This window comes from Kribbella sp. NPDC048837, from assembly GCF_055586945.1.
On sequence record NZ_JBVJHF010000001.1, the window covers coordinates 1,252,304 to 1,276,128 of the forward strand.

Here is a 23,825-nt window from a genome sequence, read left to right on the forward strand (position 1 = left end):
GGACTCCGTTCCCGGTCGGTGTGAACCGCTACTCGGACTTCTCCGCGGCGGCGGCTTCCGCCTCGGCCTCGGGGTCGATGTCGGTGCAGGTCAGCACGCCCTCGTTGATCTCGCGCATCGCGATCGACAGCGGCTTCTCCTGGACGTGGGTCTCGACCAGCGGCCCGACGTACTCCAGCAGGCCCTCGCCGAGCTGGGAGTAGTAGGCGTTGATCTGCCGCGCCCGCTTGGCCGAGTACAGCACGAGCTTGTACTTGGAGTCGGTGTGGGTGAGCAGGTCGTCGATCGGCGGGGAGGTGATGCCGATGGCGACAGGCTGGTTGCCAGACAAGTTCAGCTCTTTCCAGAGATGGAGGGTGATCGAATCAACTTTACCAACTGATCGGCCGCCTCCCGAACCGAGGCGTTCACGATCGTCACGTCGAACTCCTTCTCGGCGGCCAGCTCGAGCGTCGCGGTCTCCAGCCGGCGCTCCCGCTCCTCGGCCGTCTCGGTGCCCCGGCCGACCAGGCGGCGGACCAGCTCGTCCCAGCTCGGTGGCGCCAGGAAGACGAACTGCGCCTCCGGCATCGTCTCTCGGACCTGGCGGGCGCCCTGCAGGTCGATCTCCAGCAGCGCGGGCCGGCCCTCGGCCAGCTTGTCGAGCACCGGCTGCTTGGGGGTCCCGTACCGGGCCGCCTTGTGGACGACGGCCCACTCCAGCAGCTCGCCGTCGGCGACCATCCGGTCGAACTCGTCGTCGGACACGAACAGGTAGTGCACACCGTGCACCTCGGCCGGCCGGGGCTTGCGGGTCGTCGCCGAGACCGAGATCCAGATGTCCGGGAACCGCTCGCGGATCTCCGCGGCGACCGTCCCCTTCCCCACCGCCGTCGGTCCGGCCAGCACGGTCAGCCGCGCCGGCGGCCCACCGGCGGCCGCCGGTCCTCCTGCCGTGGGCTCGTTCGTCGTGTTCTTCGGGTGCGTGGTCATCGTCACACCAGTGTCCAACGAGCCGGTCAGGATTTCGGTCTGGCTCACTCGGCGAATTCGCGCTCGAGCGCGGCGATCTGGTTCGAGCCGAGGCCGCGCACCCGCCGCGTCTCCGAGATCCCGGCCCGCTCCATGATCTGCTGGGCGCGGACCTTGCCGACGCCGGGAATGCACTGCAGCAGCGCACTGACCCGCATCTTGCCGATCACGTCGTTCTTCTGCCCCTCGTGGAGCACCTCCGTCGGAGACGCTCCCGAATGCCGGATCCGGTTCTTGATCTCGGCTCGCTCACGCCGCGCCGCCGCGGCCTTGTCCAGAGCCGCCGCTCGCTGCTCCGGGGTCAAAGAAGGAAGTGGCACCGTTTCACCTGTCCCGTTGTATGGCTTCGCAAGGGAACCTAACACGGGTACGGGCGGCACAAGACCCCAGCGCGGCGATGAGCTCGAAGCCGGTGCCGGAACCGGCCCGGATCGCCCCGAAGTCACTCCAGCGCTTAGTTCAGCGCGGGCACGTCGACCTTGCAGGAGTCCTTGGCGTGCGTGCTGATCGACTTGTACGCCGTCATCACGGCGCCGGTCTCCTTGCTCAGCTCGGCCAGCTTGACCCGGTCCGAGCCGGCCTTCTGCGCCTTCTCGGCGAACGTGGCCACCACACCCCAGTCGTCCTTGACCGCGTCGGGGGCCGATTCCTGCAGCTTCTTCGCGTCGTCCAGGATCTTCACGTAGTCGGCCGGCTTCTGCGGGTCGACGTTCACCGCGCTCGCGGCGTACTTGGCCAGATCCACGCAGTAGGCCTGCTCGTCGGTGCAGGCGGTCAGGGTCGCGGCACCGGCGATCACGGTCAGGGCGAGGGCAAGTGTGCGCTTCATCGGTCCGACACTACCGGTGGTCACCAAACGATCCGAAACGAATACATTCCGCAACCTTCCGTGCGGGAAGGGCGGCGGGGACGGCCGCCGCCCCGACCGGGTCAGCCCTCGAGGTCGACCTTGCAGGTGTCCTTGGCCTGCTGGGTGATCGCGTCCATGGCCGGCTTGATCTTGTCGCCGTCGTTCTTGGCCAGCTCGGTCAGCTTGCCGGTGTCGCCCTTGGCGTCGACCGCCTTCCCGGCGTAGTCGATGACGACCTTCCAGTCGTCCTTCAGGTCGTCCGGCGCCGCCTTCGACACCGTCTTCGCCTGGTCGAGCATCTTGCCGACGGCGTCGGAGTCCTTGATGTCGAGGTTCTTCGCCGCGTCGGCATAGTTCTTCAGCTCGCCGCAGTAGTCGCCGCCCGAGCAGGCCGTCAGCATGCCGACGCCCATGGTCACTGCCGCCGCGATGGCCGCCACCTTACGCAATTCGGTTCCTTACTGTGTCGCGCGGGAAGACCGTCGCTCCCCGTCCGCCGACACCTTTCCGAACCGCGGGGTCATCGGTCCGCCGGGCACGCCGTGAACAACATCGCACCGGCCGGCTGGAACCAGGCTGTGATCCGCCGCGTCGTTCGAGCTCACTCGAGGTACGCCGTCCGCCCTGCCACCGAAGGAGATCGCGACGGCGTTCGCGGTCACGATCACCCCGATCGCCAGCCAGTCGAGCGGACCGAGATGCTGGCCGAGGACGACGAGCCCGACGAGCGCCGCGAGGACCGGGTTGACGCTCATGAACACCCCGAAGAACTGAGCCGTCACCCGGCGCAGGGTGAGCAGGTCGACCAGGAACGGGACCGCTGACGACAGCACCCCCGCGACCAACGCGTACGACGCGGCCGCGAGCGTCGGCGGGTGATGCCAGAGCATGATCACGCCGATCGGGACGTACACGAGCCCGGACACTCCCGCGGCGGCGGCCGAACCGGTTGCCCCAGGCAACTCCCGGCCGACGACCCGGTTGAGCAGGATGTAGCAAGCCCAGCAGACCGCGGCCAGCAACCCGAGCCCCACGCCCAGGTAGTCCGTCGTCGCCTGCGGCCGAGTCAGCAGCACGACCGCGGGAGCAGCCGCCAGCGCACACAGCAGGTCGAGCACTCGTCGTGATGCCAGCAGCGCAACCGCGAGCGGCCCGAGGAACTCCAGCGTCACCGCCAACCCGAGCCCGATCCGGTCGATCGCCGTGTAGAGCGACACGTTCATGACCGCGAACACGGCAGCCAGCGCCAGCACCGGCCGCCACTGCCGGGCCGTCATGGATCGCAGCCGCGGCCGCCCGACGGCGAGCAGCACCGCGCCCGCCACCCACTGCCGGATCGCCACCACGCCCACCGGCCCGATCACCGGGAACGCGAGCGCCGCGACCGAAGCACCCACCTGCGTCGAGAGTCCACTCCCGAGCATCATCACCACGCCAGCCAGCCGGTCTCGCCTCATACCCAGAGGGTCCGGTCCCGCGACGCCGGCACAAAATGCACTCACCGGCCGATCTATACGCTGGGGTTATGGATGTCGAGCTGCGGCAGTTGCGCTGCCTGGTCGGGGTCGTGGATGCGGGCACGTTCACCGACGCGGCGATCGAGTTGGGCGTCTCGCAGGCCGCGGTGTCGCGGACCGTGCAGGCGCTGGAGCGGGAGCTGGGTGTGCGCCTGCTGCACCGGACCAGCCGGTCGGTGCTGCCGACCACCGCGGGTGTGCGGGTGCTCGCCCGGGCCCGGCAGGTGCTGGCCGAGGTCGACGAACTGGTGAGTGAGGCCACCAGTGGGCATTCGCGGCTGCGGATCGGGCATGCGTGGTCGGCGTTGGGACAGTCCACGGCAGAGTTCCAGCGGCGCTGGGCGGCTGAGCACCCGGGCATCGAGTTGCAGCTCGTCCGGACCAACACGGCGACGGGCGGGCTGGCCGAAGGGCTGTGTGATCTCGCGGTGGTGCGCACACACATCGACCTCCGGCGGTTCGCGCACGTCACCGTGGCTCAGGAACGCCGGTACTGCGCTTTGTCGGCCGACGATCCCCTGGCGCGGAAGCGGACACTCACGCTCGACCAGCTCCGTGACCACACGCTGATGATCGACCGCCGGACCGGAAGCACCACGGTCGACCTCTGGCCCGAGGACGCGCGCCCGAAGATCGAGTACACGCACGACGTGGACGACTGGCTGGCCGCGATCGCGTCCGGGCGCTGCGTCGGCGTGACCCCGCAGGCCACGACGACGCAGTACCGCCGCGACGGCATCGTCTACCGCCCGCTGCGCGACGCCCCGCCCGTCGACGTCCACCTGATCTGGCACCGCCAGGACCCGCACCCGGCAACCCAGGCAGCCGTCGCCCTGCTCACCGAGCTGTATCGAACACCGCGAGCAGCTGCCCACGCCACCGGGCGTGCCACATGATCTCCCTGAGCTGGTCGACCCCTCCGACCGGCCAGCGCTGAGCGATCTCCTGCACCGCCGGGTCCTTGATCTCGGCGGCGAGTGGGCCGACGTAGTCACCCCAGACCACTTTGAACGGCCGTCCACACATCTGCTCCACCCCGAGCTCGACCTCCGGCGTGATCTCCAACGCGTTGTAGATGCGTCCGATCTCCTCGTACGCCGTCATCAACGCGGCCTCGCGGTCCTGCCACGACTCGGCCCGCAGCACGGTCTGCAGGATCGGCGCCAGTGACGGACCACAGGACAACCGCGAGAACGCCGTACCGAACCATTTCGCGTACGGCGCGTACTTGCGCTCCAGCAGGAAGCACAGCCGCATCAGCTCCTGGACGAGCCGGGCACCGATCAACCCCGACCCGAGCTCATCCCCGACGAACCCGGTCCGCCCGACGAGATTCACCTCGGGGTGGACCCGCCACCACCCGGCGATCAACAGGTAGAGCCAGACGTCGTGCGGGTAATACGCGAACCTCTCCCGCACCTCGGCCAGCCCGACCTCGTCGTGGAACACCGCGCCGGCGGTCATCGTGGACAGGTTCTGTTCGGAGAATGTGAGCCAATCCCGGGCGGTCAGCTCCTGCCCCAGATCGAAGTTCAACTGCTGCCGGAAATACCCGGCCAGCGTGTGGACGCCGAATTCGGTGTCGTGGTCCGCGAACCGCGACGGCACCTTCTGCCGCAGCACCTCGGTGAGAGCGTCGATCTGGTCCTCGTCGCGCAGGAACAGCAGTACGCGCGGATCCCAGTCGTGATCGGTCGACATCGGGTCGTCGAACCCCAGCACCTCAGACCCCCGGCCGAGCAACGCCGCGCTGTGCGGCAACCCCGGGAACGCGGTGTCGAGCACCGGCCGCACCGCTTCGGAATAGAACCGCCGGCTCATCTCCTGGCCGGACACGAAATCAGAATGCATGCCAATGACAATCGCACGCCACCGCCGCGGAATTCAAGAAAAACGACCAAATGGCGCGAAATTAATCGCGCCATTTGGTAAATCAAATTCTACCGGTCCGGACCGGCTTTTGTCAGTAGCCCAGGACCGTCCGGAACGCGTCGTTCGCGCGATCGGCCGCATCCTGCAGCGCGCCGGCCGACGGACCCGCCCCGAGGATCTCCCGCGAGCTCGCCGGGACGACGTTCCGCACCGCCGGCCCGAACACCTTGACCAACCCGTCCGCGGTGCCGCCCTGGGCACCGAGGCCCGGCGCCAGGAGCGGGCCGCGGATGTCGAGGTTCTCGTCGGTCGATGCGATCGTCGCGCCGACGACGGCGCCGAACGACCCGAGCGCCTCGGGGCCGGCGTCGCCCAGGTCGCTCCGGTTCAGCTCGAGCAGACCGTCCAGTACGGCGCCTGCGACCGTCGGCCCCTCGACCGTCCGTGCGGACTGGAACTGCGGGCCTTCCGGATTGGAGGTCAGTGCGAGGACGAACAGACCCGCACCCGCCGAGCGCGCCTCGTCGATGGCCGGCTGCAGCGAGCCGAAGCCGAGGTACGGGCTGACGGTGAGGGCATCACACGCCAAGGGGCCCTTCTCGGCGAGATACGCGGACGCATAGCCGGCCATGGTGCTGCCGATGTCACCGCGCTTCGCGTCGATGATCACGAGTGCGCCGGCCTCGCGCAGCCGGATCGTGGCCTGCTCGAGGACGGCGATCCCCGCCGACCCGAACCGCTCGAAGAACGCGGACTGCGGCTTGAACACCGCAACCCGGTCGGCGAGCGCGTCGACGACGCCGTACGTGAAGGACGCCAGGCCTTCCGGGGTGTCCGGGAGGCCCCACCGGTCGAGCAGGTGGGCGTGCGGGTCGATCCCGACGCAGAGCGGACCGCGGGTGTCCATGGTGGCGCGGAGCCGGGTCCCGAAAGGTTCGTTGTTCATGTCAGTCCTCGGTTGATGCGGCGGATGAGGCCGGGCCCGCGGTAGATCAGCCCGGTGTACACCTGGACGAGACTGGCCCCGGCGTCGAACAGCCGGGTGGCGTCGGCGGGTTCGAGGATGCCGCCGACCCCGATGATCGGCAGCGCGCCCTGCGTCTCCGCGTGGATGTGCGCGACGGTCTTGGCCGCGATCTCTGCCAGCGGCCGGCCCGACAACCCACCGGCCTGGGACGCCAGCGGATGCTCCGAGACGCCCGGCCGTCCGATGGTCGTGTTCGTCGCGATGATCCCCGCGACGCCGACGTCGGTGCAGACCTGCAACAGCTCGTCGATCGCCGAGGTGGTGAGGTCGGGCGCGATCTTCACCAGGATCGGCTTGCCGTCCAGCCCACCGGTGCTCAACGACGATGCCTCGTCGCGCAACGCGGTCAGCAGTTCCCGTAGGTGACCGGCGTCCTGCAGCGACCGCAGGCCTGGCGTGTTCGGCGACGAGACGTTGACCGCGAAGTAGTCGCCGTACCGGTAGAGCCGCCGCAGCGAGGTCGCGTAGTCCTCGACGGCGTCCTCGAGCGGCGTCACCTTCGACTTCCCGATCGAGATCCCGAGCGGATAGCCCAGGTCACCGTAGGCCGCGAGCCGCGACGCCAGCGCCTCGGAGCCGAGGTTGTTGAAGCCCATCCGGTTGATCACGGCCTCGTGCTCGACCAACCGGAACAGCCGCGGCTTCTCGTTCCCCGGCTGCGGATGCGCGGTGACCGTGCCGACCTCGACGAACCCGAAGCCCACGGCCCGCCAGGACCGCAAGGCGATCCCGTTCTTGTCCATCCCGGCGGCCAGCCCCACCGGCGAGGGGAAACGGACGCCGAATACCGTGCGGGGAGCGACGGAGCCGAACAGCCGGGCTCCAGCTGCCGCAGCACCGGGAACCCTGTCGAGCAGGCGGAGGCCGTTGAGCGTCTGCTCGTGCGCGACCTCCGCGTCGCCCTTCCCCAGCCGGTAGAGGACCGGCCGGACGACCCGCCTATACACCGCGGATCCTCGGCACCCAGTCCTGCAGCGACCGGACACCGATGTCCCCGGCCTGCTGGGCCTCGATGCCCTGTACGGCGGCCGCCAGCCCTTGCACCGTGGTGATGCACGGGATGTTGCGCGCCACCGCCGCGCTCCGGATCTCGTAGCCGTCCAGTCGCGGCGAACCGCCCTTGGTGATGCCGATCGGCGTATTGACGATCAGGTTCAGCTCGCCGTCCTGGACCATCTGGACGATCGTCGGCTCACCGTTCGGCCCCGGACCCTGGCTGCTCTTGCGGACCGTGACCGCCTCGACCCCGTTGCGCCGCAGGACGTCCGCCGTCCCCTCGGTCGCGTAGATCTGGAAGCCGAGATCCGCCAGCCGCTTCACCGGGAAGATCATGTGCCGCTTGTCCCGGTTCGCGACCGACACGAACACCTTGCCCGCGCCCGGCAGCGGCTGCGACGCCCCCGCCTGCGACTTGGCGAACGCCGTCCCGAAGGTGTCGTCGATCCCCATCACCTCGCCGGTCGACCGCATCTCCGGCCCGAGCACCGTGTCCACCGACCGGCCGTCGACGGTCCGGAACCGGTTGAACGGCATCACGGCCTCCTTCACCGCGATCGGCGTCGAGGTCGGCAGCGTCCCGCCGTCGCCCTCGGCCGGTAGCAGGCCCTCGGCCCGCAGCTCGGCGACCGTTGCCCCGAGCATCACCCGGGCCGCCGCCTTGGCCAGCGGCGTCGCGGTCGCCTTCGACACGAACGGCACCGTCCGCGACGCCCGCGGGTTCGCCTCCAGCACGTAGAGCACGTCCCCGGCCAGCGCGTACTGCACGTTCAGCAGACCCCGTACGCCGACACCGCGGGCGATCGCCTCGGTCGACTTCCGGATCTTCTCGATGTCGGCGTTCCCGAGCGTGATCGGCGGCAGCGCGCACGAGGAGTCGCCCGAGTGCACCCCGGCCTCCTCGATGTGCTCCATCACGCCGCCGAGGAACAGCTCCTCGCCGTCGAACAGCCCGTCGACGTCGATCTCCACCGCGTCGTCGAGGAACCGGTCGATCAGCACCGGATGCTCGAACGCCTCGCCACCACCCAGCCGCTCCAGCGCCGCACTCAGCTCGGCCGCGCTGTAGACGATCTCCATCCCGCGCCCGCCGAGCACGTACGACGGCCGCACCAGCACCGGGAACCCGATCTCCTCGGCGATCACGTGCGCCTCGTCGGGCGACAGCGCCGTACCGTGCTTCGGGGCCGGCAGCGCCGCGTCCGCGAGCACCTTGCCGAACGCGCCCCGCTCCTCCGCCAGGTGGATGGCGGCCGGCGACGTCCCGACGATCGGTACGCCGGCATCCGCGAGCCGCTGCGCCAGGCCGAGAGGCGTCTGCCCACCGAGCTGCACGATCACTCCGGCGACCGGGCCGGCCTGCATCTCGGCGTACACGATCTCGAGGACGTCCTCGCAGGTGAGCGGCTCGAAGTAGAGCCGGTCGGAGGTGTCGTAGTCGGTCGAGACCGTCTCCGGGTTGCAGTTCACCATCACCGTGCAGTAGCCGGCCTCGCGCAGTGCCATCGACGCGTGCACGCAGGAGTAGTCGAACTCGATGCCCTGGCCGATCCGGTTCGGCCCGGAGCCGAGGATCAGCACGGCCGGGGTATCCCGCGGTGCGACCTCGGTCTCCTCGTCGTACGACGAGTAGTGGTACGGCGTCTCGGCCTTGAACTCGGCCGCGCACGTGTCGACCGTCTTGTAGACCGGCCGGATCCCGAGCGCCTGCCGGACTCCCCGGACGACGTCCTCGGTCAGCCCGCGGATCTCGGCCAGCTGCAGGTCGGAGAACCCGTGCCGCTTGGCCAGCTTGATCACCTCGGGCGTGAGCCGCGGCGCGGCCGCGACCTGCAGCGCGGTCTCGTGGATCAGGTACAGCTGGTCCACGAACCAGGGGTCGATGCGCGTCGCGTCGAAGATCTGCTCCGGCGTCGCCCCGGCGCGAATCGCGTCCATGACGATCCGCAGCCGGCCGTCCTGCGGCGTCTTGATTGCCTCCAGCAACGGCTCCAGATCGGTGGCCGGCTGACCGGCCCAGGAGAACCGGGCCTCCGGCTTCTCCAGCGACCGCAGCGCCTTCTGCAGCGCCTCGGTGTAGTTGCGGCCGATCGCCATCGCCTCACCGACGCTCTTCATGTGCGTGGTCAGCGTGGCGTCCGCGGCCGGGAACTTCTCGAACGCGAACCGCGGCACCTTCACCACCACGTAGTCCAGCGTCGGCTCGAAGCTGGCCGGCGTCTGCCGGGTGATGTCGTTCGGGATCTCGTCGAGGGTGTAGCCGATGGCGACCTTCGCGGCGATCTTCGCGATCGGGAAGCCGGTGGCCTTCGAGGCCAGTGCGGACGAGCGGGACACCCGCGGGTTCATCTCGATCACGATCAGCCGGCCGTCGTCCGGGTTCACCGCGAACTGGATGTTGCAGCCGCCGGTGTCGACGCCGACCTCGCGGATGATGCCGATGGCCAGGTCCCGCATCACCTGGTACTCGCGGTCGGTCAGCGTCATCGCCGGCGCGACCGTGACCGAGTCACCGGTGTGCACGCCCATCGGGTCGACGTTCTCGATCGAGCAGATGATCACGACGTTGTCGGCCTTGTCGCGCATCACCTCCAGCTCGTACTCCTTCCAGCCGAGGATCGATTCCTCGATCAGCACCTCGGTGGTCGGGCTGGCGTGCAGGCCGGCCCCGGCGATCCGGCGCAGGTCGGCCTCGTCGTACGCCATGCCGGAGCCGACGCCGCCCATCGTGAACGACGGCCGCACCACCAGCGGGTAGCCGAGTTCGGCGGCCGCGCCCATCACGTCGTCCAGGGTGTGGCAGATGTGCGACCGCGCGACGTCGGCGCCGAGCTTCTCGACGATGTGCTTGAACGACTCCCGGTTCTCACCGCGCTGGATCGCGTCCACGGACGCGCCGATCAGCTCGACGCCGTACTTCTCCAGAACGCCGTTGTCGTGCAGCGCGATCGCCGCGTTCAGCGCGGTCTGGCCGCCGAGGGTGGCCAGCAGCGCGTTCGGGCGCTCCTTCTCGATCACCTTCTCGACGTACTCCGGGGTGATCGGCTCGACGTAGGTCGCGTCGGCGAACTCCGGGTCCGTCATGATCGTGGCCGGGTTGGAGTTCACCAGGACGACCCGGAAGCCCTCTTCCCGCAGCACCCGGCACGCCTGGGTGCCGGAGTAGTCGAACTCGCAGGCCTGACCGATCACGATCGGGCCGGAGCCGATCACCAGGACCGACTCGATGTCTGTACGCCGCGGCATCAGGCCCGCCCTTCCATTTGCTCAGAATGGACAGTCATCAACTCGACGAAGCGGTCGAACAGGTAGGCCGAGTCGTGTGGACCCGCCGCCGCTTCAGGGTGGTACTGCACAGAGAACGCGAGCACGCGACCGTCGTGGCCGGTCAACCGCAGTCCCTCGACCACGTTGTCGTTCAGGGACACATGGCTGACCTCAGCCGTCCCGTACGGCGTCTCGACCGTCTCCTCGATCGGCGCGTCCACCGCGAACCCGTGGTTCTGCGCGGTGATCTCCACCTTCCCCGTGGCCCGGTCGAGCACCGGCTGGTTGATCCCGCGGTGCCCGTACTTGAGCTTGAACGTGCCCAGCCCCAGCGCCCGGCCGAACACCTGGTTGCCGAAGCAGATCCCGAAGTACGGCTTGCCGCGCTGCAGCAGCTCCTTGAGCAGCGTGGTCGGGTGCTCGGTGGTCTCCGGGTCGCCCGGGCCGTTGCTCATGAAGATGCCGTCCGGGTTCACCGCGAGGACCTCGTCGAGGGACGCGGTCGCCGGCAGCACGTGCACCTCGATACCGCGCTCGGCCATCCGCTTCGGCGTCATCGACTTGATCCCCAGGTCGAGCGCGACCACGGTGAACCGCTTCTCGCCCTCGGCCGGGACCACGTAGGTCTCGGTCGTGGTGACTTCCTCGACGAGGTCCGCACCGGCCATCGGCGGCTGCTGCAACACCTTCTCCAGCAGGGTTCGCGGGTCGAGGATCTCGGTCGAGATCCCGGCGCGCATCGCGCCGCGCTCACGCAGGTGCCGGGTCAGCGCCCGGGTGTCGATCCCGGAGATCCCGACGATCCCCTGGCCCTTGAGCTGGTCGTCGAGCGAGCGGGTGGCCCGCCAGTTCGACGGCACCCGGGCCGGGTCGCGGACGACGTACCCCGCGACCCAGATCTTCTGTGATTCGTCGTCCTCGTCGTTCACCCCGGTGTTGCCGATGTGCGGCGCGGTCTGGGTGACGATCTGCCGGTGGTACGACGGGTCGGTCAGCGTCTCCTGGTAGCCGGTCATCCCGGTGGTGAACACCGCCTCGCCGAACGTCTCCCCGGTCGCCCCGTACGACGTACCGGCGAACGACCGGCCGTCCTCCAGGACCAGCAGTGCTGGCTGGCTCATCTTTGCTCGGCTCCGATCAGAGTCGCGATGGATTCGGTCAGGGTGGCGGTGTCGGCCTTGCGGCGCGGCCGGAAGCCGGTGTCCAGCGCGCGGCCGTCGTGGTTCCACGTGACCACCACCAGGCCCGACTTCTCCGCGGTCACCTTGCCGGCGATGCCGCGGTCGGTCCGGACGCCGGTCAGGTGGTCCGCGGGGATGAACACATCCGCCGCGCCCTGCCGGTGGAAGATCAGGCCGGCCTCACTGACGGCCAGGTCCGCGGTGCTGCGGACGCCCAGTTCGTGCACGGCGATCCGGTCCATCCAGTCGCCGGCCGTGGTGGTCGCCACGTACACACCCTCGACGCCCCGGGCCGGCGCGCCCTCGGGCGCCGTCGGCAGTGGGCCGAGATCGGCCTGCCGGGACTGGCGGTTCCGCCAGCCCCGGAACATGCCGTAGTAGGCCGCCGCGAGGATCAGCAGCGTGCCGAGAATGCCCAGGAACGCCTTCACCGGGTGAGCTTTCCGTCCAGGACGGTCGGCGTACCGCGCAGGAACGTCGCGACCACCTGGCCCGGCAGCGTCATCCCCGCGAACGGCGTGTTCCGCGACAGCGACGCCGACTCCCGGGGCTCGACCGCCTTCTCCACCGACGGATCCACGAGCACCAGGTTGGCCGGTGCACCGGCCTCCAGCGGGCGGCCGTGATCGCTGATCTGCCCGATCGCGGCCGGCCGGTAGCTCAGCTTCTCGGCCACGTCGGCCCAGGTCATCAGCTTGGTGTCGACCATCGCGTGCTGGACCACACTGAGCGCGGTCTCCAGGCCGGTCATCCCGAACGCGGCCGCGCTCCACTCGCAGTCCTTGTCCTCGACCGGGTGCGGCGCGTGGTCGGTGGCGACGATGTCGATCGTCCCGTCGGCCAGACCTTCGCGGACCGCCTCGACGTCCTCCTTGGTCCGCAGCGGCGGGTTCACCTTGTAGACCGGGTTGTAGGAGGCGGCCAGGTCCTCGGTCAGCAGCAGGTGGTGCGGGGTCACCTCGGCGGTCACCTCGAGCCCCCGTCGCTTCGCCGCCCGGACGATCTCCACCGAACCCTTGGTGGACAGGTGGCAGATGTGCAGCTTCGAGCCGACGTGCGCGTTGAGCAGGATGTCGCGGGCGATGATCGCCTCCTCGGCGACACTCGGCCAGCCGGTCAGGCCGAGAACGCCGGAGAGGGCTCCCTCGTTCATCTGCGCGCCCTGGGTCAGCCGCGGCTCCTGCGCGTGCTGCGCGATCGTGCCTCCGAACGCCTTCACGTACTCGAGCGCGCGGCGCATCAACGCGGCGTCCCAGACACAGTCACCGTCGTCGGAGAACACCCGTACGCGCGCCGCCGAGTCCGCCATCGCGCCCAGCTCGGCGAGCTGGGTCCCCTGCCGGCCGACCGTGACCGCGCCGATCGGGTAGACATCGGCGTACCCGGCCTCGCGGCCGAGGCGCCAGACCTGCTCGACGACGCCGGCGGTGTCGGCGACCGGGTCGGTGTTGGCCATCGCGAACACCGCGGTGAACCCGCCGAGCGCCGCGGCCCGGGTGCCGGTGAGAACGGTCTCGGCGTCCTCGCGACCGGGCTCCCGCAGATGCGTGTGCAGGTCGACCAGACCCGGCAGCGCGATCAGGCCGGCGGCTTCGATCCTCGTCGTACCGTCGGGGACCGAGAGGTTGGTGCCGACAGCAACGATCTCGCCGTTGTCGATCAGCAGATCCGCCACCTCACCGCCCAGGATCTTGGCTCCGGTGATCAGGTACGCGGTCATGCAGTCTGCTCCTCGTCATTGGTTCCGGACAGCAAGAGGTAGAGGACCGCCATCCGGATGGCGACCCCGTTGGTGACCTGTTCGACGATGACCGAGCGGGTGGAGTCGGCGACGTCGGCGCTGATCTCCATCCCGCGGTTCATCGGGCCGGGGTGCAGCACGATCGCCTCGTCCGGCAGCTGGGCCATCCGGTGCACATCGAGCCCGTAGCGCCGGGTGTACTCGCGGGCGCTCGGGAAGAACGCGTCGTTCATCCGCTCCCGCTGCACCCGCAGCATCATCACCGCGTCGCTCTTCGGCAGCGCGCCGTCCAGGTCGTACGACGTGGCGCACGGCCAGCTCGTCATGTCGACCGGTAGCAGGGTCGGCGGCGCGACCACGGTCACGTCGGCGCCCAGCGTCGACAGCAGCAGCACGTTGGACCGGGCGACGCGGGAGTGCAGGACGTCGCCGACGATCGTGATCCGGCGGCCCTCCAGCGAGCCGAGGTGCCGTCGCATCGTGAACGCGTCGAGCAGCGCCTGCGTCGGGTGCTCATGGGTGCCGTCACCGGCGTTCACCACCGAGCCGGTCATCCAGCCCGAGGTCGCCAGCAGGTGCGGCGCGCCGGACGATCCGTGCCGGCAGACCACGCCGTCGGCACCCATCGCCTGCAAGGTGAGCGCGGTGTCTTTGAGGCTCTCGCCCTTGCTCACGCTCGACCCCTTGGCCGAGAAGTTGATCACGTCCGCGGACAGCCGCTTGGCGGCCGCCTCGAACGAGATCCGCGTCCGGGTGGAGTCCTCGAAGAACAGGTTCACCACGGTGCGCCCGCGCAGCGCGGGCAGTTTCTTGATCGGGCGGTCGGCCAGCGACCGCATCTCCTCGGCGGTGTCCAGGATCAGGTTCGCCTCGTCCCGGCTCAGATCCCCCGCGCTCAGCAGGTGCCTCATCACGCCTTCACCCCCGGTGTGGTCTTGTCCGCGATCAGGACCGCGTCGGTCCCGTCGTACTCGGTCAGGTGGACGGTGACCCGCTCGACCAGGGAGGTCGGCAGGTTCTTGCCCACGTAGTCGGCGCGGATGGGCAGCTCGCGGTGGCCGCGGTCGACCAGGACCGCGAGCTGGACGGCGCGCGGGCGGCCGATGTCGCCGATCGCGTCGAGAGCGGCGCGGATGGTGCGGCCGGAGAACAGCACGTCGTCGACCAGCACGACGACCTTGCCGTCGATCCCGCCCGGCGGGATGTCGGTGTGTTCCAGGCCGCGCGGCGGTTTGAGACCGATGTCGTCGCGGTACATGGTCACATCGAGTGACCCTGTCGGCACGCTCTGCCCCTCGACCGCCGCGATCCGGGCGGAGATGCGTGCGGCCAGGCCGACGCCTCGGGTGGGGATGCCGAGCAGGACGACCGGGTCGGCGCCGCGGTTGCGCTCGAGGATCTCGTGCGCGATCCGGGTCAGTGCCCGGGAAATGTCGGAAGCGTCCAGGACCGTGCGCGGCGCTGGTGTCAGCGGCTGCGCGACGTCTGGAGTCTCTGCGCTCTGGGCAGGGCTCATCGCTACCGTTCCTCCTTTCCCGCCTCTCTGGACGGGTCTTTAAAGGACGTTCGGACCGCTTGACATGGTATCGGATGTGACACGCCGTCTTGACGCTGGCCTCTGGCCCAGAATATTGTTACTCTGTGTAATCGAGGGGGGTTTCACCTACCGGCCCGTTCCGGCGGGCCGGACATGACGAAACTAGTCGGAGGGAAGAACCAGCGTGCCTAGCGAATACGCGAAGACACTGGGTGGCAAGCTACGTGCCATCCGCCAGCAGCAAGGGCTGTCGCTGCATGGCGTGGAAGAGAAGTCCAAGGGTCGCTGGAAGGCGGTCGTCGTCGGCTCGTACGAGCGCGGCGATCGAGCCGTCACGGTCCAGAAGCTCGCGGAGCTCGCCGATTTCTACGGCGTGCCCATCCGTGAACTGCTCCCTGGCTCGGCCAGCGCGGCGGCCGCGGCTGCCGCTCCTCCCCGGTTGATCCTCGACCTGGAGGCCCTGCAACACCTCGACGCGAGCGAGGCCGGTCCGCTGACGCGGTACGCGGCCACGATCCAGGCTCAGCGCGGGGACTACAACGGAAAGGTGCTGTCGATCCGTCAGGACGACATGCGCACGCTCGCGGTGATCTACGACGAGTCGCCGACGACTCTGACCGAGCGCTTCATCTCCTGGGGTGTGCTGAACCCAGAGGCGAAGGGTGACGTCGAGGAGTCCGAGGCTGCCGGCGCCTGACGCCGTACCACACGGAGGCAGCAGAGACGGTCGGGGCTCGTAGCAGCTGGCCCACGGCCGCCCGCCTCGCGGCACAACGCAGTACCGGCAATGCACGACCACGGGGACGTTGAGTCCGCCCGGGACCGTACCGAGACGGTCACCGGGCCTGGTTTCCCGGAGGGCTCGCCCCCCTCGTCCCCGTCAGACGCCCAGAGTGGGCTTCAGCTGCAGCAGTCTGGCCAGCAGGCCGTTGACGAACGCCGGCGACTCGTCGGTGGACAGATCCCGCGCGAGCGACACCGCCTCGCTCACCGCGACCACGTCCGGCACCTGCTCGTCGAACAACAGCTCGTAGGTCCCGATCCGCAGGATGTTCCGGTCGACCGCGGGCATCCGGTCCAGCGACCAGCCCACCGAGTGGGTCTCCAGCAAGTCGTCGATCACGTCGATGTGCTTCGCGACACCCTCGACCAGCGCCACGGTGAACTCGTTCACCGGTGGGTCGTTGTCGGCCACCCGGTCGGCCAGGGTGCCGCCGACCGGCAGCCCCCTGACCTCGGACTCGAACAGCACGTCCAGTGCGCGCTTGCGGGCCTTGCTACGGGCAGACATGTTCTGTTGTCAGCTCTCTTGCTCGGTCAGGAGGTGACGCGGCCGAGGTAGTCCCCGGTACGGGTGTCGACCTTGACCTTCTCGCCAGTGGTCAGGAACAGCGGGACCTGGATGGTGTAGCCGGTCTCCAGCTTGGCGGGCTTGGTGCCGCCGGTGGACCGGTCACCCTGCAGGCCGGGCTCGGTGTACTCGACCTGGAGCTCGACCGAGGCCGGGAGCTCGACGTACAGCGGGAGGTCGTCGTGCACGGCGACGATGGCGTCCTGGTTCTCCAGCAGGAAGTGGACGGCGTCGCCGACCACGTCGGGCTGCAGCTGCAGCTGGTCGTAGGTGCTCTTGTCCATGAACACGTACGCCGAGCCGTCGTTGTACAGGTACGTCATGTCACGCTTGTCGACCGTGGCCACATCGACCTTGACGTCGGCGTTGAAGGTCTTGTCGACCACCTTGCCGGACAGCACGTTCTTCAGCTTCGTCCGGACGATGGCGCCGCCCTTGCCCGGCTTGTGGTGCTGGAACCACACGACGGACCACAGCTGCCCGTCCAGGTCGAGCACCATGCCGTTCTTGAGGTCGTTCGTCGTTGCCACGCGGGTATGCCCTTCGAAGTCGATCAGCGGTAACACCGGATTGTAGCGTTCACCACCGGTTTCCTCCGATTCCGCGGCCCCGGTGGGCCGTACGCTGGCAGTCCAGACCGACCAGCCGCCGGGGAGGCAGCGATGACGGGGTTCGTGATCTTCGTCGTGGTGATGATCGTCGTGGGCCTGATCAACAAAGCCAGGCAGCAGTCCACGAAGTCCCCCGGTACGCCGAGCCCGCGCGTGCAGAAGCTGATCGAGCGGATCCAGGCCCAGCAGGGCGGCAACCAGCCGATCCAGTTCCAGGGTCAGTTCACCCAGGCCGCCGGCCAGCTGGGTCCCGCGTCATCGGGGCAGCCCGTGCAGTACCAGCCGCCCGCGCACCGCCCGCCGCAGAACAACCTGCCCGCGCCACGGCAGGACCTCGACACCCGCGTGCGCGAGCTGATGCGGACCGGCAAAGAGGTCGCTGCGATCCGGCTGCTGTGCGACGAGCAGGAGATGGGCATCCTCGAAGCCCAGAGGTACGCCCGCGCCCTGGTCGCTCCAGCCGGCAAGACGCCCTCCGCCCAAGCCGACGATGCGGAGGAGGAGGAGACCCGCTACGTCGGCTCGGCCGCGTTCGCCGAGTCGATCTTCGACCTGGACCGCGAGCAGGACACCTGGGCCAGCGGCTGGGTCGACACCCCCGAGCCCGACGACCGCTCCGACATCGACGAGCTCTGGGAGACGGTCCGCAACCCACCGCGCCCCGGAGTCACCCCGGCCAGTTGACGGTGATCTCGCTGTTCCGCCGGGCGATCCGAAGGCCCGGTGGAAGCTCCGCACCGACCGCGTGCACCTGGAAGGCCGGCCCCGGACCACGCCGGTGGTGCGCGTCCCAGATCCGCAGCTGATCGACCATCCGGTCGATCAGGTCACCCGCGTCCGGACCATGGCCGGTGAACCCGAGCTCCACGAACGACGCCGGACTCCACCGGACCGGACGGCACGACAAGTAGGCCACGCTGTCGCCGGTCGCCACCGCGGCGACTCCCCCGCGCGGCGTTGCCCCGCCGGCCAGCTCACCGGACAGAACGCCGTACCCGGGCAGTGTGGTCGCGAGCCAGAGATTCAGATCGAGCAGTGGCTCCTCGCGGTCCACCACGACACCTGACCAGATCTGCTCCCGCGGCTGCGCCAGTACGCCGTCGTACGGATGGTCCTCGACCTCCTGGTCCTCGTCGAAGCAGAGACTCACGTGGTCGCCCGCGATCGGGACGAGCCGCTCGTAGTTCGCCCCGGCGCCCTGCATGCAGACGAACCCGCACAGCGTCGTCGACCGACTCTCCAGGTGACCGTCCACCCGGTCGAACGCGATCGACCGGGTCTGACCCCGCACCCGCAGCGGTACGACGATCCGCCCGCCGACCCGGAGCTGGTCGACCCACGCGGTCGGGATGTCCCACGCCGTCACCGTCACCACGATCCGGTGGTACGGCGCCCCGTCCGGTACGCCGTACTCCCCGTCCGCACGCACGACCCGGACATTGTCGTACCCGGCCTGGTCAAGCAACGCCCTCGCCCGGTCGGTCACCTCCGGATCGATATCGACCGTGGTGACCGCTCCATCCGGCCCGGCCAGCTCCCGGAGCAGCGCGGCGTTGTAGCCGCCGGATCCGATCTCCAGCACGTGGTCACCCGGCCGGATCGCGGCCTGCTCGATCATCAGCGCGACGATGCTCGGCTGGGAGACCGAGCTGATCACCACGCCGGCCTCGTTCCGCTTCATCAGGACGACGTCGTCCGCGTACGCGATCTCGAGTGGTGCGTGCGGAATGAACAGGTGGCGCGGCACGGTCCGGAACGCGGCCGCCACCCGCTCGTCCCGAATAGTGCCCTCGGCAACCAATTGCCCGGTGAGGGCCGCCCGCAGCGACTCTGCCTGCGCCGAGTCGTTGCGGAGGACGGCCATGACGGCTCAGTCCCGCTTGTCGCCGAGGGACTCGAGCAACGTCCGGAGCAGGCCGGCGAGCTGCTTCTGCTCGCCCGCCGACAGCCCGGCGAGCAGCTGGTGCTCGGTGTCGACGTGGGTCGGGAGTACCGCGTCGATCAGTCGCAGCCCTTCAGCGGTCAACGTGACCCGGACTGCGCGCCCGTCGGTCTCACTGGGCGCCCGGGTGACCAGGCCGCGCGCCTCCAGCCGATCCAGCCGTTGGCTGATCGCACCGGACGTCACCATCGACGAGTGCATCAGACCGGCCGGCGTGAGGCTGTGCTCGGAGTTGGAGCGCCGCAGGGTCGCCAGTACGTCGAAGGACGCCCGGTCGAGGTCGTGCCGGGCGAAGTTGCGCCGCAGCTCGCCGTCGAACAGCTGGCTGAGCCGGCTCAAGCGACCGATGACGCCCATCGGCGACGCGTCGAGGTCAGGCCGCTGCTCACTCCACTGCTCGAGCACCAGGTCGACATGATCTGCCATCTCTCCAGCGTAGTCCCGATTGCTTAGCGCTGAGGGATTGAAAGTGCCTTAGCACTGAGATACTTTATCTTAGTGCTAAGCAATCGACTCTCCCTTCTCCTGGTCACGGCCATCACGCCGCTGCTCTGGGGGACGACGTATCTGGTCACCACCGAGCTTCTGCCACCCCACCGTCCGCTGCTCGCCGCTCTGCTCCGGGCACTGCCGGCCGGGCTCCTCCTGGTCGCGATCACCCGGATCCTGCCGCGCGGCAGCTGGTGGTGGCGGTCGCTGATCCTCGGCACGCTCAACATCGGAGCGTTCAACGCACTGCTGTTCGTCGGCGCCTACCGGCTGCCGGGCGGGGTGGCTGCGACCGTCGGCGCGATCCAGCCGCTCCTCGTCGCCCTCCTCTCGACCGGTCTGCTGCGCGAACGACTGTCAGTGCGGACTGTCCTCACGGCGGTCGCCGGCATCTTCGGCGTCGCTCTGCTGGTCCTCCGAGCCAACGCGCGCCTCGACACCTGGGGTGTGGTCGCGGCTCTCGGTGGAGCAGTTGTCATGGCGCTCGGCGTCGTACTGAGCAAGCGGTGGACGTCGCCCGCTCCCCTGCTTGCCACGACCGGCTGGCAGCTCGTCGCCGGTGGTGTGGTGCTGTTGCCGGTCGCCTTCCTGGTCGAGGGTGCACCGCCCGCCTTCACCGCGCAGAACCTGATCGGCTACGCCTACCTGACGATCATCGGCTCCGCGGTGGCGTACGCGCTGTGGTTCCGCGGCCTGCGGGAGTTGTCCCCCACGGACGTCACGTTCCTCGGGCTGCTGAGCCCGGTCATGGCGACCACCCTCGGCTGGCTCGTCCTCGACCAGCGCCTCACAACACCCCAAGCCATCGGCGGTCTCATCGTCTTGACCGCGCTGATCAGCGCACAGGTACGACGGAGCCGGAGCAGGCGCAGCAACTCGGTCAGCGCTGTGCCGTCGGCTCCTGGCGCTGTGGAGCACCGAGGGGTCCTCGCCGGTTCCCGAAAGGGCATGGCGCTCTAAGATCTGCTGGTACGACGTTCCTCACTGGGGGTGAGAACGACGGGGCACCAGCTCCTCCAGATCCGCGTCCTCGGACCAGCCGAGCTGATCACCCCTGCCCACGCGCGGCTTCGCGTCCCGCAGCCTCTGGCTCGCGCGCTCGCGGTCCGGCTCGGACTCGCTCGCGGTGAGGCTGTTGCCGATGACGTCTTGATCCGGGATCTGTGGGGTGACGCGACCCCACCGACGGCGCGGTTGCGCGTGCTGGCCTCGCGCCTGCGCAGTGCTCTCGGCGATCACGCGTGGGCTCTCGAACGCACCCCGGCCGGCTTCAGCCTCGCGGCCGAACCCGTGGACCTGATCGCCGCCGAGCGTGCGCTCGCCACGATCAACGCCGTACGGCGGACCGGCGATCAAGCCCGGGTATTCACCACAGCCGCGACCGCCATCGCTCTCTGGCGTGGTGCCGCGCTGAGCGACCTGGAAGGTATCCCGTTCGTCCCGGCCGAGCAGCAGCGCCTGCAGGATCTTCAGCTGCAGCTCCAACTGGCCTGGGCCGAAGCCGGCCTGGCCCTCGGTCATCCCGTCGGCCTCGACCTCGAACGGCTCGTCGCCGCTCGCCCACTGCACGAACGCCTGGTCGGCTTGTCCGCTCTGGCGCTCGCCCGGTCAGGCCATCAATCGGAGGCGCTCGACCGGCTCCGGAGCCTGCGTCACCAGCTCGCCGACGAGCTCGGCATCGACCCCGCGCCGGAGACGGTAGCGCTCGAGGACGATCTGCGCGGTCATCGCCCGGCGATGCCGCGGACCGCGGTGCCCGCCGCGGCGAAGCGCTTCGTCGGCCGCGACCACGAACAGGCCGCGGTGCTCCACGAACTCTCCGGCCCCCATACGACCGCAGCTCGCTCCAGCGCCCTGATCACCTTGCTCGGTGGCCCCGGAGTCGGCAAGACCCGGCTCGCCCGCGAGGTCGCCGCCGAAGCCGTCCGTCAGGGCCGACCGGTGGCCTGGCTCGACCTGGCCCCCCGGCGCGCCGCGGACAACCTCGTGGCCGCCGTCGCCTCGGCAGTCGGTGCCGTCAGCAACGGGGACTCGATCCAGCGGTCCGCCGAGCTGCTCGCCGGCGCACTGCTCGTGGTCGACAACGCCGAACACCTCGTCGCCGGGATCGGCCCGGTGATCGATGAACTCAGGTCAAAGGCGGTCGACCTGTCCGTCCTCGTCACCTCACAGCGCGAGCTCCAGCTCGCCGGCGAGCGCGTCCATCGTCTCGGCCCGCTCCCGGCGACGGCCGCAGTTGTCTTGTTCTGCGATCGCAGCGGGGTCGAGGCCGGCCCGGCCGTCGAACAGATCTGCACGGCTGTGGACCGCCTCCCCCTCGGCATCGAGCTCACCGCCGGCCTGACACGAACCCTGTCCGTGCAGCAACTCGCCGACGGGATCGACGACCATGGGACCCAGCCTGCAAGCCTCCGCGCGATCCTCGAGTGGAGCCACCAGCTCCTCGAACCACCAGTCCGTACGGCGCTTCGCCGGTTGTCCGTGTTCGCCGGTGGATGCACACTGGAGGCCGCCGAGGTCGTTGTCGCCGGCAACGGTATCCGGGCCGACGAGGTCGCGGACCTGCTCGCCGTACTGATCGACCGGAGTCTGGTGACGATGGACGACGACGAGCGGTTCAGTCTGCTCGGGACCGTCCGCGAGTACGCGCACGAACGGCTGCGGGCCTCCGGCGAGGAGGCCGCCGTACGAGCCCGGCATGTCGCTTGGTGCGTCGGGCTGGCGAAGTTCGGTGAGCACTACGCACGGTTGAACCAGCGGTCGTCCCTGCCCGAGCCGGAGGCGGCCCGGCGGCTGCGGATCGAGGAGCCCAACCTGCTGGCCGCGCTCGACTGGTGTCTGAACGAAGGTCACGATCCCGGCCGCGTCAGCGAGATCGTCGCGCCGCTGGCCTGGCACTGGCACTACCGCGGCCTGATGGCCCAGGCCCGTGAGTGGCTGCGCAACTCGCTCGCCACCCTCGCCCCGGGATCGCCCGAGCGCGCCGCGTCGCTGGCCGCGCTGGCGGTGCAGACCCGCTTCAACGGCGAGTACGCCGAAGCTCGGGACCTCGGGCTGGAATGCGTCGAGATCTACACCGCGCTCGGCAACGAACGCGGCCTCGCGACCGCCTTGCAGGGTCTGACGCTGACCAGTCTCGCGCTCGAGGACGAGTACGCCGCTCTCGACTACGCCCGTCAGACGGAACTCCTGGCCCGCCGGCTGAACTTCGGCGTACTCCTCGGTGGGTCGCTGAACTGCTCCGGTCTCGCACTCCGGCAGCTCGGATACCAGGCCGTGGCCCGCAAGCTGTTCGACGAGGCGTACGCCGTCTGGTCCGCGCTGCAGGACGACCAGGGCATGGTGATCGCCGGCGGCAACCTCGGGATCACGGACTTCCAGGCCGGGGACATCGAGGCCGCCCGGGCGCGAGCTCTGCACCTCCTGCGCACCGCCCGGAACATCGGCTACACCGTCGGCGTACTGGACGCGTTCGGCCTGCTGGCCTGCGTCGCGGCCGCCGACGGCCGCCACGAGTTGGTGGTCCGGCTGCTCACCGTGGCCCAGTACCAGCGCCAGGAGATCGGCGCCCCGCTGTTCATCGCCGACGAGCTCGCTGCCCAGGCCACGGCCTGGGAGGAAGCCCGCGCAGCCCTCGGCCCGGAGGCCGACCGCATCGCTGATGCGGCCCGTCACCTCCGGGTCGATGCCCTCGCCACCGAGGTCCTGACGAGCTAGATCAGGCCCTCGCGCAGCGCGTAGGCGACGGCGTGCGAGCGATTCTTCAGTTGCAGGCGGCTGGTCACGTCGTGCAGGACGTTCTTCACCGTCCGCTCCGAGTAGGACAGCTCGCGCGCGATCTCCTGCGTGTCCTTGCCGTCGGCCACGAGCCGCAGTACTTGCGTCTCCCGGTCGGACAGCCCGGTGTGGGACAGTCCGCGCGGCGCCAGTACGTGCCGCTGCATGCGCGACACCTGACCGAGCAACCGGCCGAGCAGATCCGGCGGCAGGCTGCCGTCACCCGCGGCGGCCGCCTGCACCAGGTGCACGATGCGGTCGGCGGTCGCCTCGGTGCGCCGGAGTACGCCGGACACCCCCAGCTCGACCGCGGTCATCAACGCGTCGTCGTCGATGGTGCTGCCGATCAGCACCGTCCGGCGACAGCCTCGCTGGGTCGCCGCCCGAAGAACCTGCACGGCCCCGGCGTCCAGCGAGTCGACGGCGAACAACGCGACCACTGGCGGGGCGGTGCGCTGGTCGGCCGAGCTCTGCTGCAGCGCCGCCAGGTCGGCGTCACCGATCAGCGCGATCTCCGGCCGCTGCCGGAGTGCGTGCACCAGCCCGAACTGCGACAGCGGGTCGAGCGCCTTCACCCAGACCGGAATACGGTGTTGCGTCGTCATACTGGTCACTCCCCCAGAGCGTTGATGACGGAACGGATCGAATCCGTAGTC

General features: G+C 69.5%; 25 protein-coding genes. 5 read left to right on the plus strand and 20 right to left on the minus strand.

What is annotated here, in order from left to right:
• Positions 1-28: 28 nt before the first annotated feature.
• The 6 genes from rpoZ to ACZ6O0_RS05755 form a co-directional block, all read right to left on the minus strand.
• Positions 29-331, minus strand: a complete 303-nt coding sequence (gene rpoZ / locus ACZ6O0_RS05730) for a DNA-directed RNA polymerase subunit omega (protein WP_325039561.1) — start codon at positions 329-331, stop codon at positions 29-31.
• 2 nt (positions 332-333) lie between these two features.
• The gene (gene gmk, locus ACZ6O0_RS05735) at positions 334-1,020 is read right to left on the minus strand and encodes a guanylate kinase (RefSeq protein ID WP_465763648.1); all 687 of its coding nucleotides are present in this window, start codon (positions 1,018-1,020) and stop codon (positions 334-336) included.
• A complete protein-coding gene (gene mihF / locus ACZ6O0_RS05740) occupies positions 1,017-1,331 on the minus strand; it encodes an integration host factor, actinobacterial type (RefSeq protein ID WP_131514891.1) in 315 nt (104 codons plus the stop codon). Before mihF ends, gmk begins: the two co-directional genes overlap by 4 nt.
• 134 nt (positions 1,332-1,465) lie before the next feature.
• Entirely contained in the window at positions 1,466-1,840 is a 375-nt protein-coding gene (locus tag ACZ6O0_RS05745) for a hypothetical protein (RefSeq protein WP_465763649.1), read from the minus strand.
• A gap of 101 nt (positions 1,841-1,941) precedes the next feature.
• The gene (locus ACZ6O0_RS05750) at positions 1,942-2,301 is read right to left on the minus strand and encodes a hypothetical protein (protein WP_465764065.1); all 360 of its coding nucleotides are present in this window, start codon (positions 2,299-2,301) and stop codon (positions 1,942-1,944) included.
• A gap of 18 nt (positions 2,302-2,319) precedes the next feature.
• The gene (locus ACZ6O0_RS05755) at positions 2,320-3,318 is read right to left on the minus strand and encodes an EamA family transporter (RefSeq protein ID WP_465763650.1); all 999 of its coding nucleotides are present in this window, start codon (positions 3,316-3,318) and stop codon (positions 2,320-2,322) included.
• A 68-nt stretch (positions 3,319-3,386) separates the two neighbouring features.
• Between ACZ6O0_RS05755 and ACZ6O0_RS05760 the strand changes: the two genes are divergently transcribed.
• Complete coding sequence (locus ACZ6O0_RS05760) at positions 3,387-4,274, plus strand: LysR family transcriptional regulator (RefSeq protein WP_465763651.1); 888 nt, start codon at positions 3,387-3,389, stop codon at positions 4,272-4,274.
• Here the strand turns inward: ACZ6O0_RS05760 and ACZ6O0_RS05765 are convergent.
• The 9 genes from ACZ6O0_RS05765 to pyrR all read right to left on the minus strand — a co-directional run bounded on the left by ACZ6O0_RS05765 (position 4,216) and on the right by pyrR (position 14,978).
• Positions 4,216-5,229: a DUF4037 domain-containing protein gene (locus ACZ6O0_RS05765; protein WP_465763652.1), complete on the minus strand. Its 1,014-nt coding sequence runs from the start codon at positions 5,227-5,229 to the stop codon at positions 4,216-4,218. The genes ACZ6O0_RS05760 and ACZ6O0_RS05765 overlap by 59 nt on opposite strands.
• 112 nt (positions 5,230-5,341) lie before the next feature.
• Positions 5,342-6,196, minus strand: a complete 855-nt coding sequence (gene pyrF, locus ACZ6O0_RS05770) for an orotidine-5'-phosphate decarboxylase (protein WP_465763653.1) — start codon at positions 6,194-6,196, stop codon at positions 5,342-5,344.
• Positions 6,193-7,224, minus strand: coding sequence for a quinone-dependent dihydroorotate dehydrogenase (locus ACZ6O0_RS05775; protein WP_465763654.1), 1,032 nt, complete (start codon positions 7,222-7,224; stop codon positions 6,193-6,195). The genes pyrF and ACZ6O0_RS05775 overlap by 4 nt, the downstream gene beginning before the upstream one ends.
• A complete protein-coding gene (gene carB, locus ACZ6O0_RS05780) occupies positions 7,217-10,519 on the minus strand; it encodes a carbamoyl-phosphate synthase large subunit (RefSeq protein WP_465763655.1) in 3,303 nt (1,100 codons plus the stop codon). Before carB ends, ACZ6O0_RS05775 begins: the two co-directional genes overlap by 8 nt.
• Positions 10,519-11,661, minus strand: a complete 1,143-nt coding sequence (gene carA / locus ACZ6O0_RS05785) for a glutamine-hydrolyzing carbamoyl-phosphate synthase small subunit (protein WP_465763656.1) — start codon at positions 11,659-11,661, stop codon at positions 10,519-10,521. The genes carB and carA overlap by 1 nt, the downstream gene beginning before the upstream one ends.
• Positions 11,658-12,152 carry a PH-like domain-containing protein gene (locus ACZ6O0_RS05790; protein WP_465763657.1) on the minus strand — a complete coding sequence of 165 codons (495 nt, stop codon included), beginning with the start codon at positions 12,150-12,152 and terminating at the stop codon, positions 11,658-11,660. The genes carA and ACZ6O0_RS05790 overlap by 4 nt, the downstream gene beginning before the upstream one ends.
• Entirely contained in the window at positions 12,149-13,441 is a 1,293-nt protein-coding gene (locus ACZ6O0_RS05795; RefSeq protein WP_465763658.1) for a dihydroorotase, read from the minus strand. Before ACZ6O0_RS05795 ends, ACZ6O0_RS05790 begins: the two co-directional genes overlap by 4 nt.
• Entirely contained in the window at positions 13,438-14,373 is a 936-nt protein-coding gene (locus ACZ6O0_RS05800) for an aspartate carbamoyltransferase catalytic subunit (protein WP_465763659.1), read from the minus strand. Before ACZ6O0_RS05800 ends, ACZ6O0_RS05795 begins: the two co-directional genes overlap by 4 nt.
• Positions 14,373-14,978: a bifunctional pyr operon transcriptional regulator/uracil phosphoribosyltransferase PyrR gene (gene pyrR, locus ACZ6O0_RS05805; protein WP_360375264.1), complete on the minus strand. Its 606-nt coding sequence runs from the start codon at positions 14,976-14,978 to the stop codon at positions 14,373-14,375. Before pyrR ends, ACZ6O0_RS05800 begins: the two co-directional genes overlap by 1 nt.
• Positions 14,979-15,183: 205 nt before the next feature.
• On the opposite strand from pyrR, the gene bldD reads away from it, so the two are divergent.
• Positions 15,184-15,696 carry a transcriptional regulator BldD gene (gene bldD / locus ACZ6O0_RS05810; RefSeq protein WP_026163359.1) on the plus strand — a complete coding sequence of 171 codons (513 nt, stop codon included), beginning with the start codon at positions 15,184-15,186 and terminating at the stop codon, positions 15,694-15,696.
• A gap of 183 nt (positions 15,697-15,879) precedes the next feature.
• Here the strand turns inward: bldD and nusB are convergent, their stop codons facing one another.
• Positions 15,880-16,290: a transcription antitermination factor NusB gene (nusB, locus tag ACZ6O0_RS05815; RefSeq protein WP_465763660.1), complete on the minus strand. Its 411-nt coding sequence runs from the start codon at positions 16,288-16,290 to the stop codon at positions 15,880-15,882.
• 26 nt (positions 16,291-16,316) lie between these two features.
• Positions 16,317-16,880, minus strand: coding sequence for an elongation factor P (gene efp, locus ACZ6O0_RS05820; RefSeq protein WP_465763661.1), 564 nt, complete (start codon positions 16,878-16,880; stop codon positions 16,317-16,319).
• A 132-nt stretch (positions 16,881-17,012) separates the two neighbouring features.
• On the opposite strand from efp, the gene ACZ6O0_RS05825 reads away from it, so the two are divergent.
• Complete coding sequence (locus tag ACZ6O0_RS05825) at positions 17,013-17,645, plus strand: hypothetical protein (RefSeq protein WP_465763662.1); 633 nt, start codon at positions 17,013-17,015, stop codon at positions 17,643-17,645.
• On the opposite strand, the gene fxlM is transcribed toward ACZ6O0_RS05825, so the two are convergent.
• Complete coding sequence (gene fxlM / locus ACZ6O0_RS05830; protein ID WP_465763663.1) at positions 17,629-18,825, minus strand: methyltransferase, FxLD system; 1,197 nt, start codon at positions 18,823-18,825, stop codon at positions 17,629-17,631. The genes ACZ6O0_RS05825 and fxlM overlap by 17 nt on opposite strands.
• A 6-nt stretch (positions 18,826-18,831) precedes the next feature.
• Positions 18,832-19,329, minus strand: a complete 498-nt coding sequence (locus ACZ6O0_RS05835) for a MarR family winged helix-turn-helix transcriptional regulator (protein ID WP_465763664.1) — start codon at positions 19,327-19,329, stop codon at positions 18,832-18,834.
• 72 nt (positions 19,330-19,401) lie between these two features.
• Here ACZ6O0_RS05835 and ACZ6O0_RS05840 point away from each other — a divergent pair, with 72 nt between their 5' ends.
• Together ACZ6O0_RS05840 and ACZ6O0_RS05845 are read left to right on the plus strand one after the other, a co-directional pair.
• Positions 19,402-20,352, plus strand: a complete 951-nt coding sequence (locus tag ACZ6O0_RS05840; RefSeq protein ID WP_465763665.1) for an EamA family transporter — start codon at positions 19,402-19,404, stop codon at positions 20,350-20,352.
• A gap of 30 nt (positions 20,353-20,382) precedes the next feature.
• Entirely contained in the window at positions 20,383-23,109 is a 2,727-nt protein-coding gene (locus ACZ6O0_RS05845) for an ATP-binding protein (protein WP_465763666.1), read from the plus strand.
• Here ACZ6O0_RS05845 and ACZ6O0_RS05850 read toward each other — a convergent pair.
• A complete protein-coding gene (locus ACZ6O0_RS05850) occupies positions 23,106-23,774 on the minus strand; it encodes a helix-turn-helix transcriptional regulator (protein ID WP_465763667.1) in 669 nt (222 codons plus the stop codon). The genes ACZ6O0_RS05845 and ACZ6O0_RS05850 overlap by 4 nt on opposite strands.
• Positions 23,775-23,825 lie beyond the last annotated feature (51 nt).

Bases quoted from the DNA above. Each gene is read 5' to 3' on its own strand.
- ACZ6O0_RS05745 (WP_465763649.1), bottom strand. From the start codon at position 1,840: ATGAAGCGCACACTTGCCCTCGCCCTGACCGTGATCGCCGGTGCCGCG.
- ACZ6O0_RS05755 (WP_465763650.1), bottom strand. From the start codon at position 3,318: ATGAGGCGAGACCGGCTGGCTGGCGTGGTGATGATGCTCGGGAGTGGA.
- ACZ6O0_RS05760 (WP_465763651.1), top strand. From the start codon at position 3,387: ATGGATGTCGAGCTGCGGCAGTTGCGCTGCCTGGTCGGGGTCGTGGAT.
- ACZ6O0_RS05765 (WP_465763652.1), bottom strand. From the start codon at position 5,229: ATGCATTCTGATTTCGTGTCCGGCCAGGAGATGAGCCGGCGGTTCTAT.
- pyrF (WP_465763653.1), bottom strand. From the start codon at position 6,196: ATGAACAACGAACCTTTCGGGACCCGGCTCCGCGCCACCATGGACACC.
- carB (WP_465763655.1), bottom strand. From the start codon at position 10,519: ATGCCGCGGCGTACAGACATCGAGTCGGTCCTGGTGATCGGCTCCGGC.
- carA (WP_465763656.1), bottom strand. From the start codon at position 11,661: ATGAGCCAGCCAGCACTGCTGGTCCTGGAGGACGGCCGGTCGTTCGCC.
- ACZ6O0_RS05795 (WP_465763658.1), bottom strand. From the start codon at position 13,441: ATGACCGCGTACCTGATCACCGGAGCCAAGATCCTGGGCGGTGAGGTG.
- ACZ6O0_RS05800 (WP_465763659.1), bottom strand. From the start codon at position 14,373: ATGAGGCACCTGCTGAGCGCGGGGGATCTGAGCCGGGACGAGGCGAAC.
- pyrR (WP_360375264.1), bottom strand. From the start codon at position 14,978: ATGAGCCCTGCCCAGAGCGCAGAGACTCCAGACGTCGCGCAGCCGCTG.
- nusB (WP_465763660.1), bottom strand. From the start codon at position 16,290: ATGTCTGCCCGTAGCAAGGCCCGCAAGCGCGCACTGGACGTGCTGTTC.
- ACZ6O0_RS05825 (WP_465763662.1), top strand. From the start codon at position 17,013: ATGACGGGGTTCGTGATCTTCGTCGTGGTGATGATCGTCGTGGGCCTG.
- fxlM (WP_465763663.1), bottom strand. From the start codon at position 18,825: ATGGCCGTCCTCCGCAACGACTCGGCGCAGGCAGAGTCGCTGCGGGCG.
- ACZ6O0_RS05835 (WP_465763664.1), bottom strand. From the start codon at position 19,329: ATGGCAGATCATGTCGACCTGGTGCTCGAGCAGTGGAGTGAGCAGCGG.
- ACZ6O0_RS05850 (WP_465763667.1), bottom strand. From the start codon at position 23,774: ATGACGACGCAACACCGTATTCCGGTCTGGGTGAAGGCGCTCGACCCG.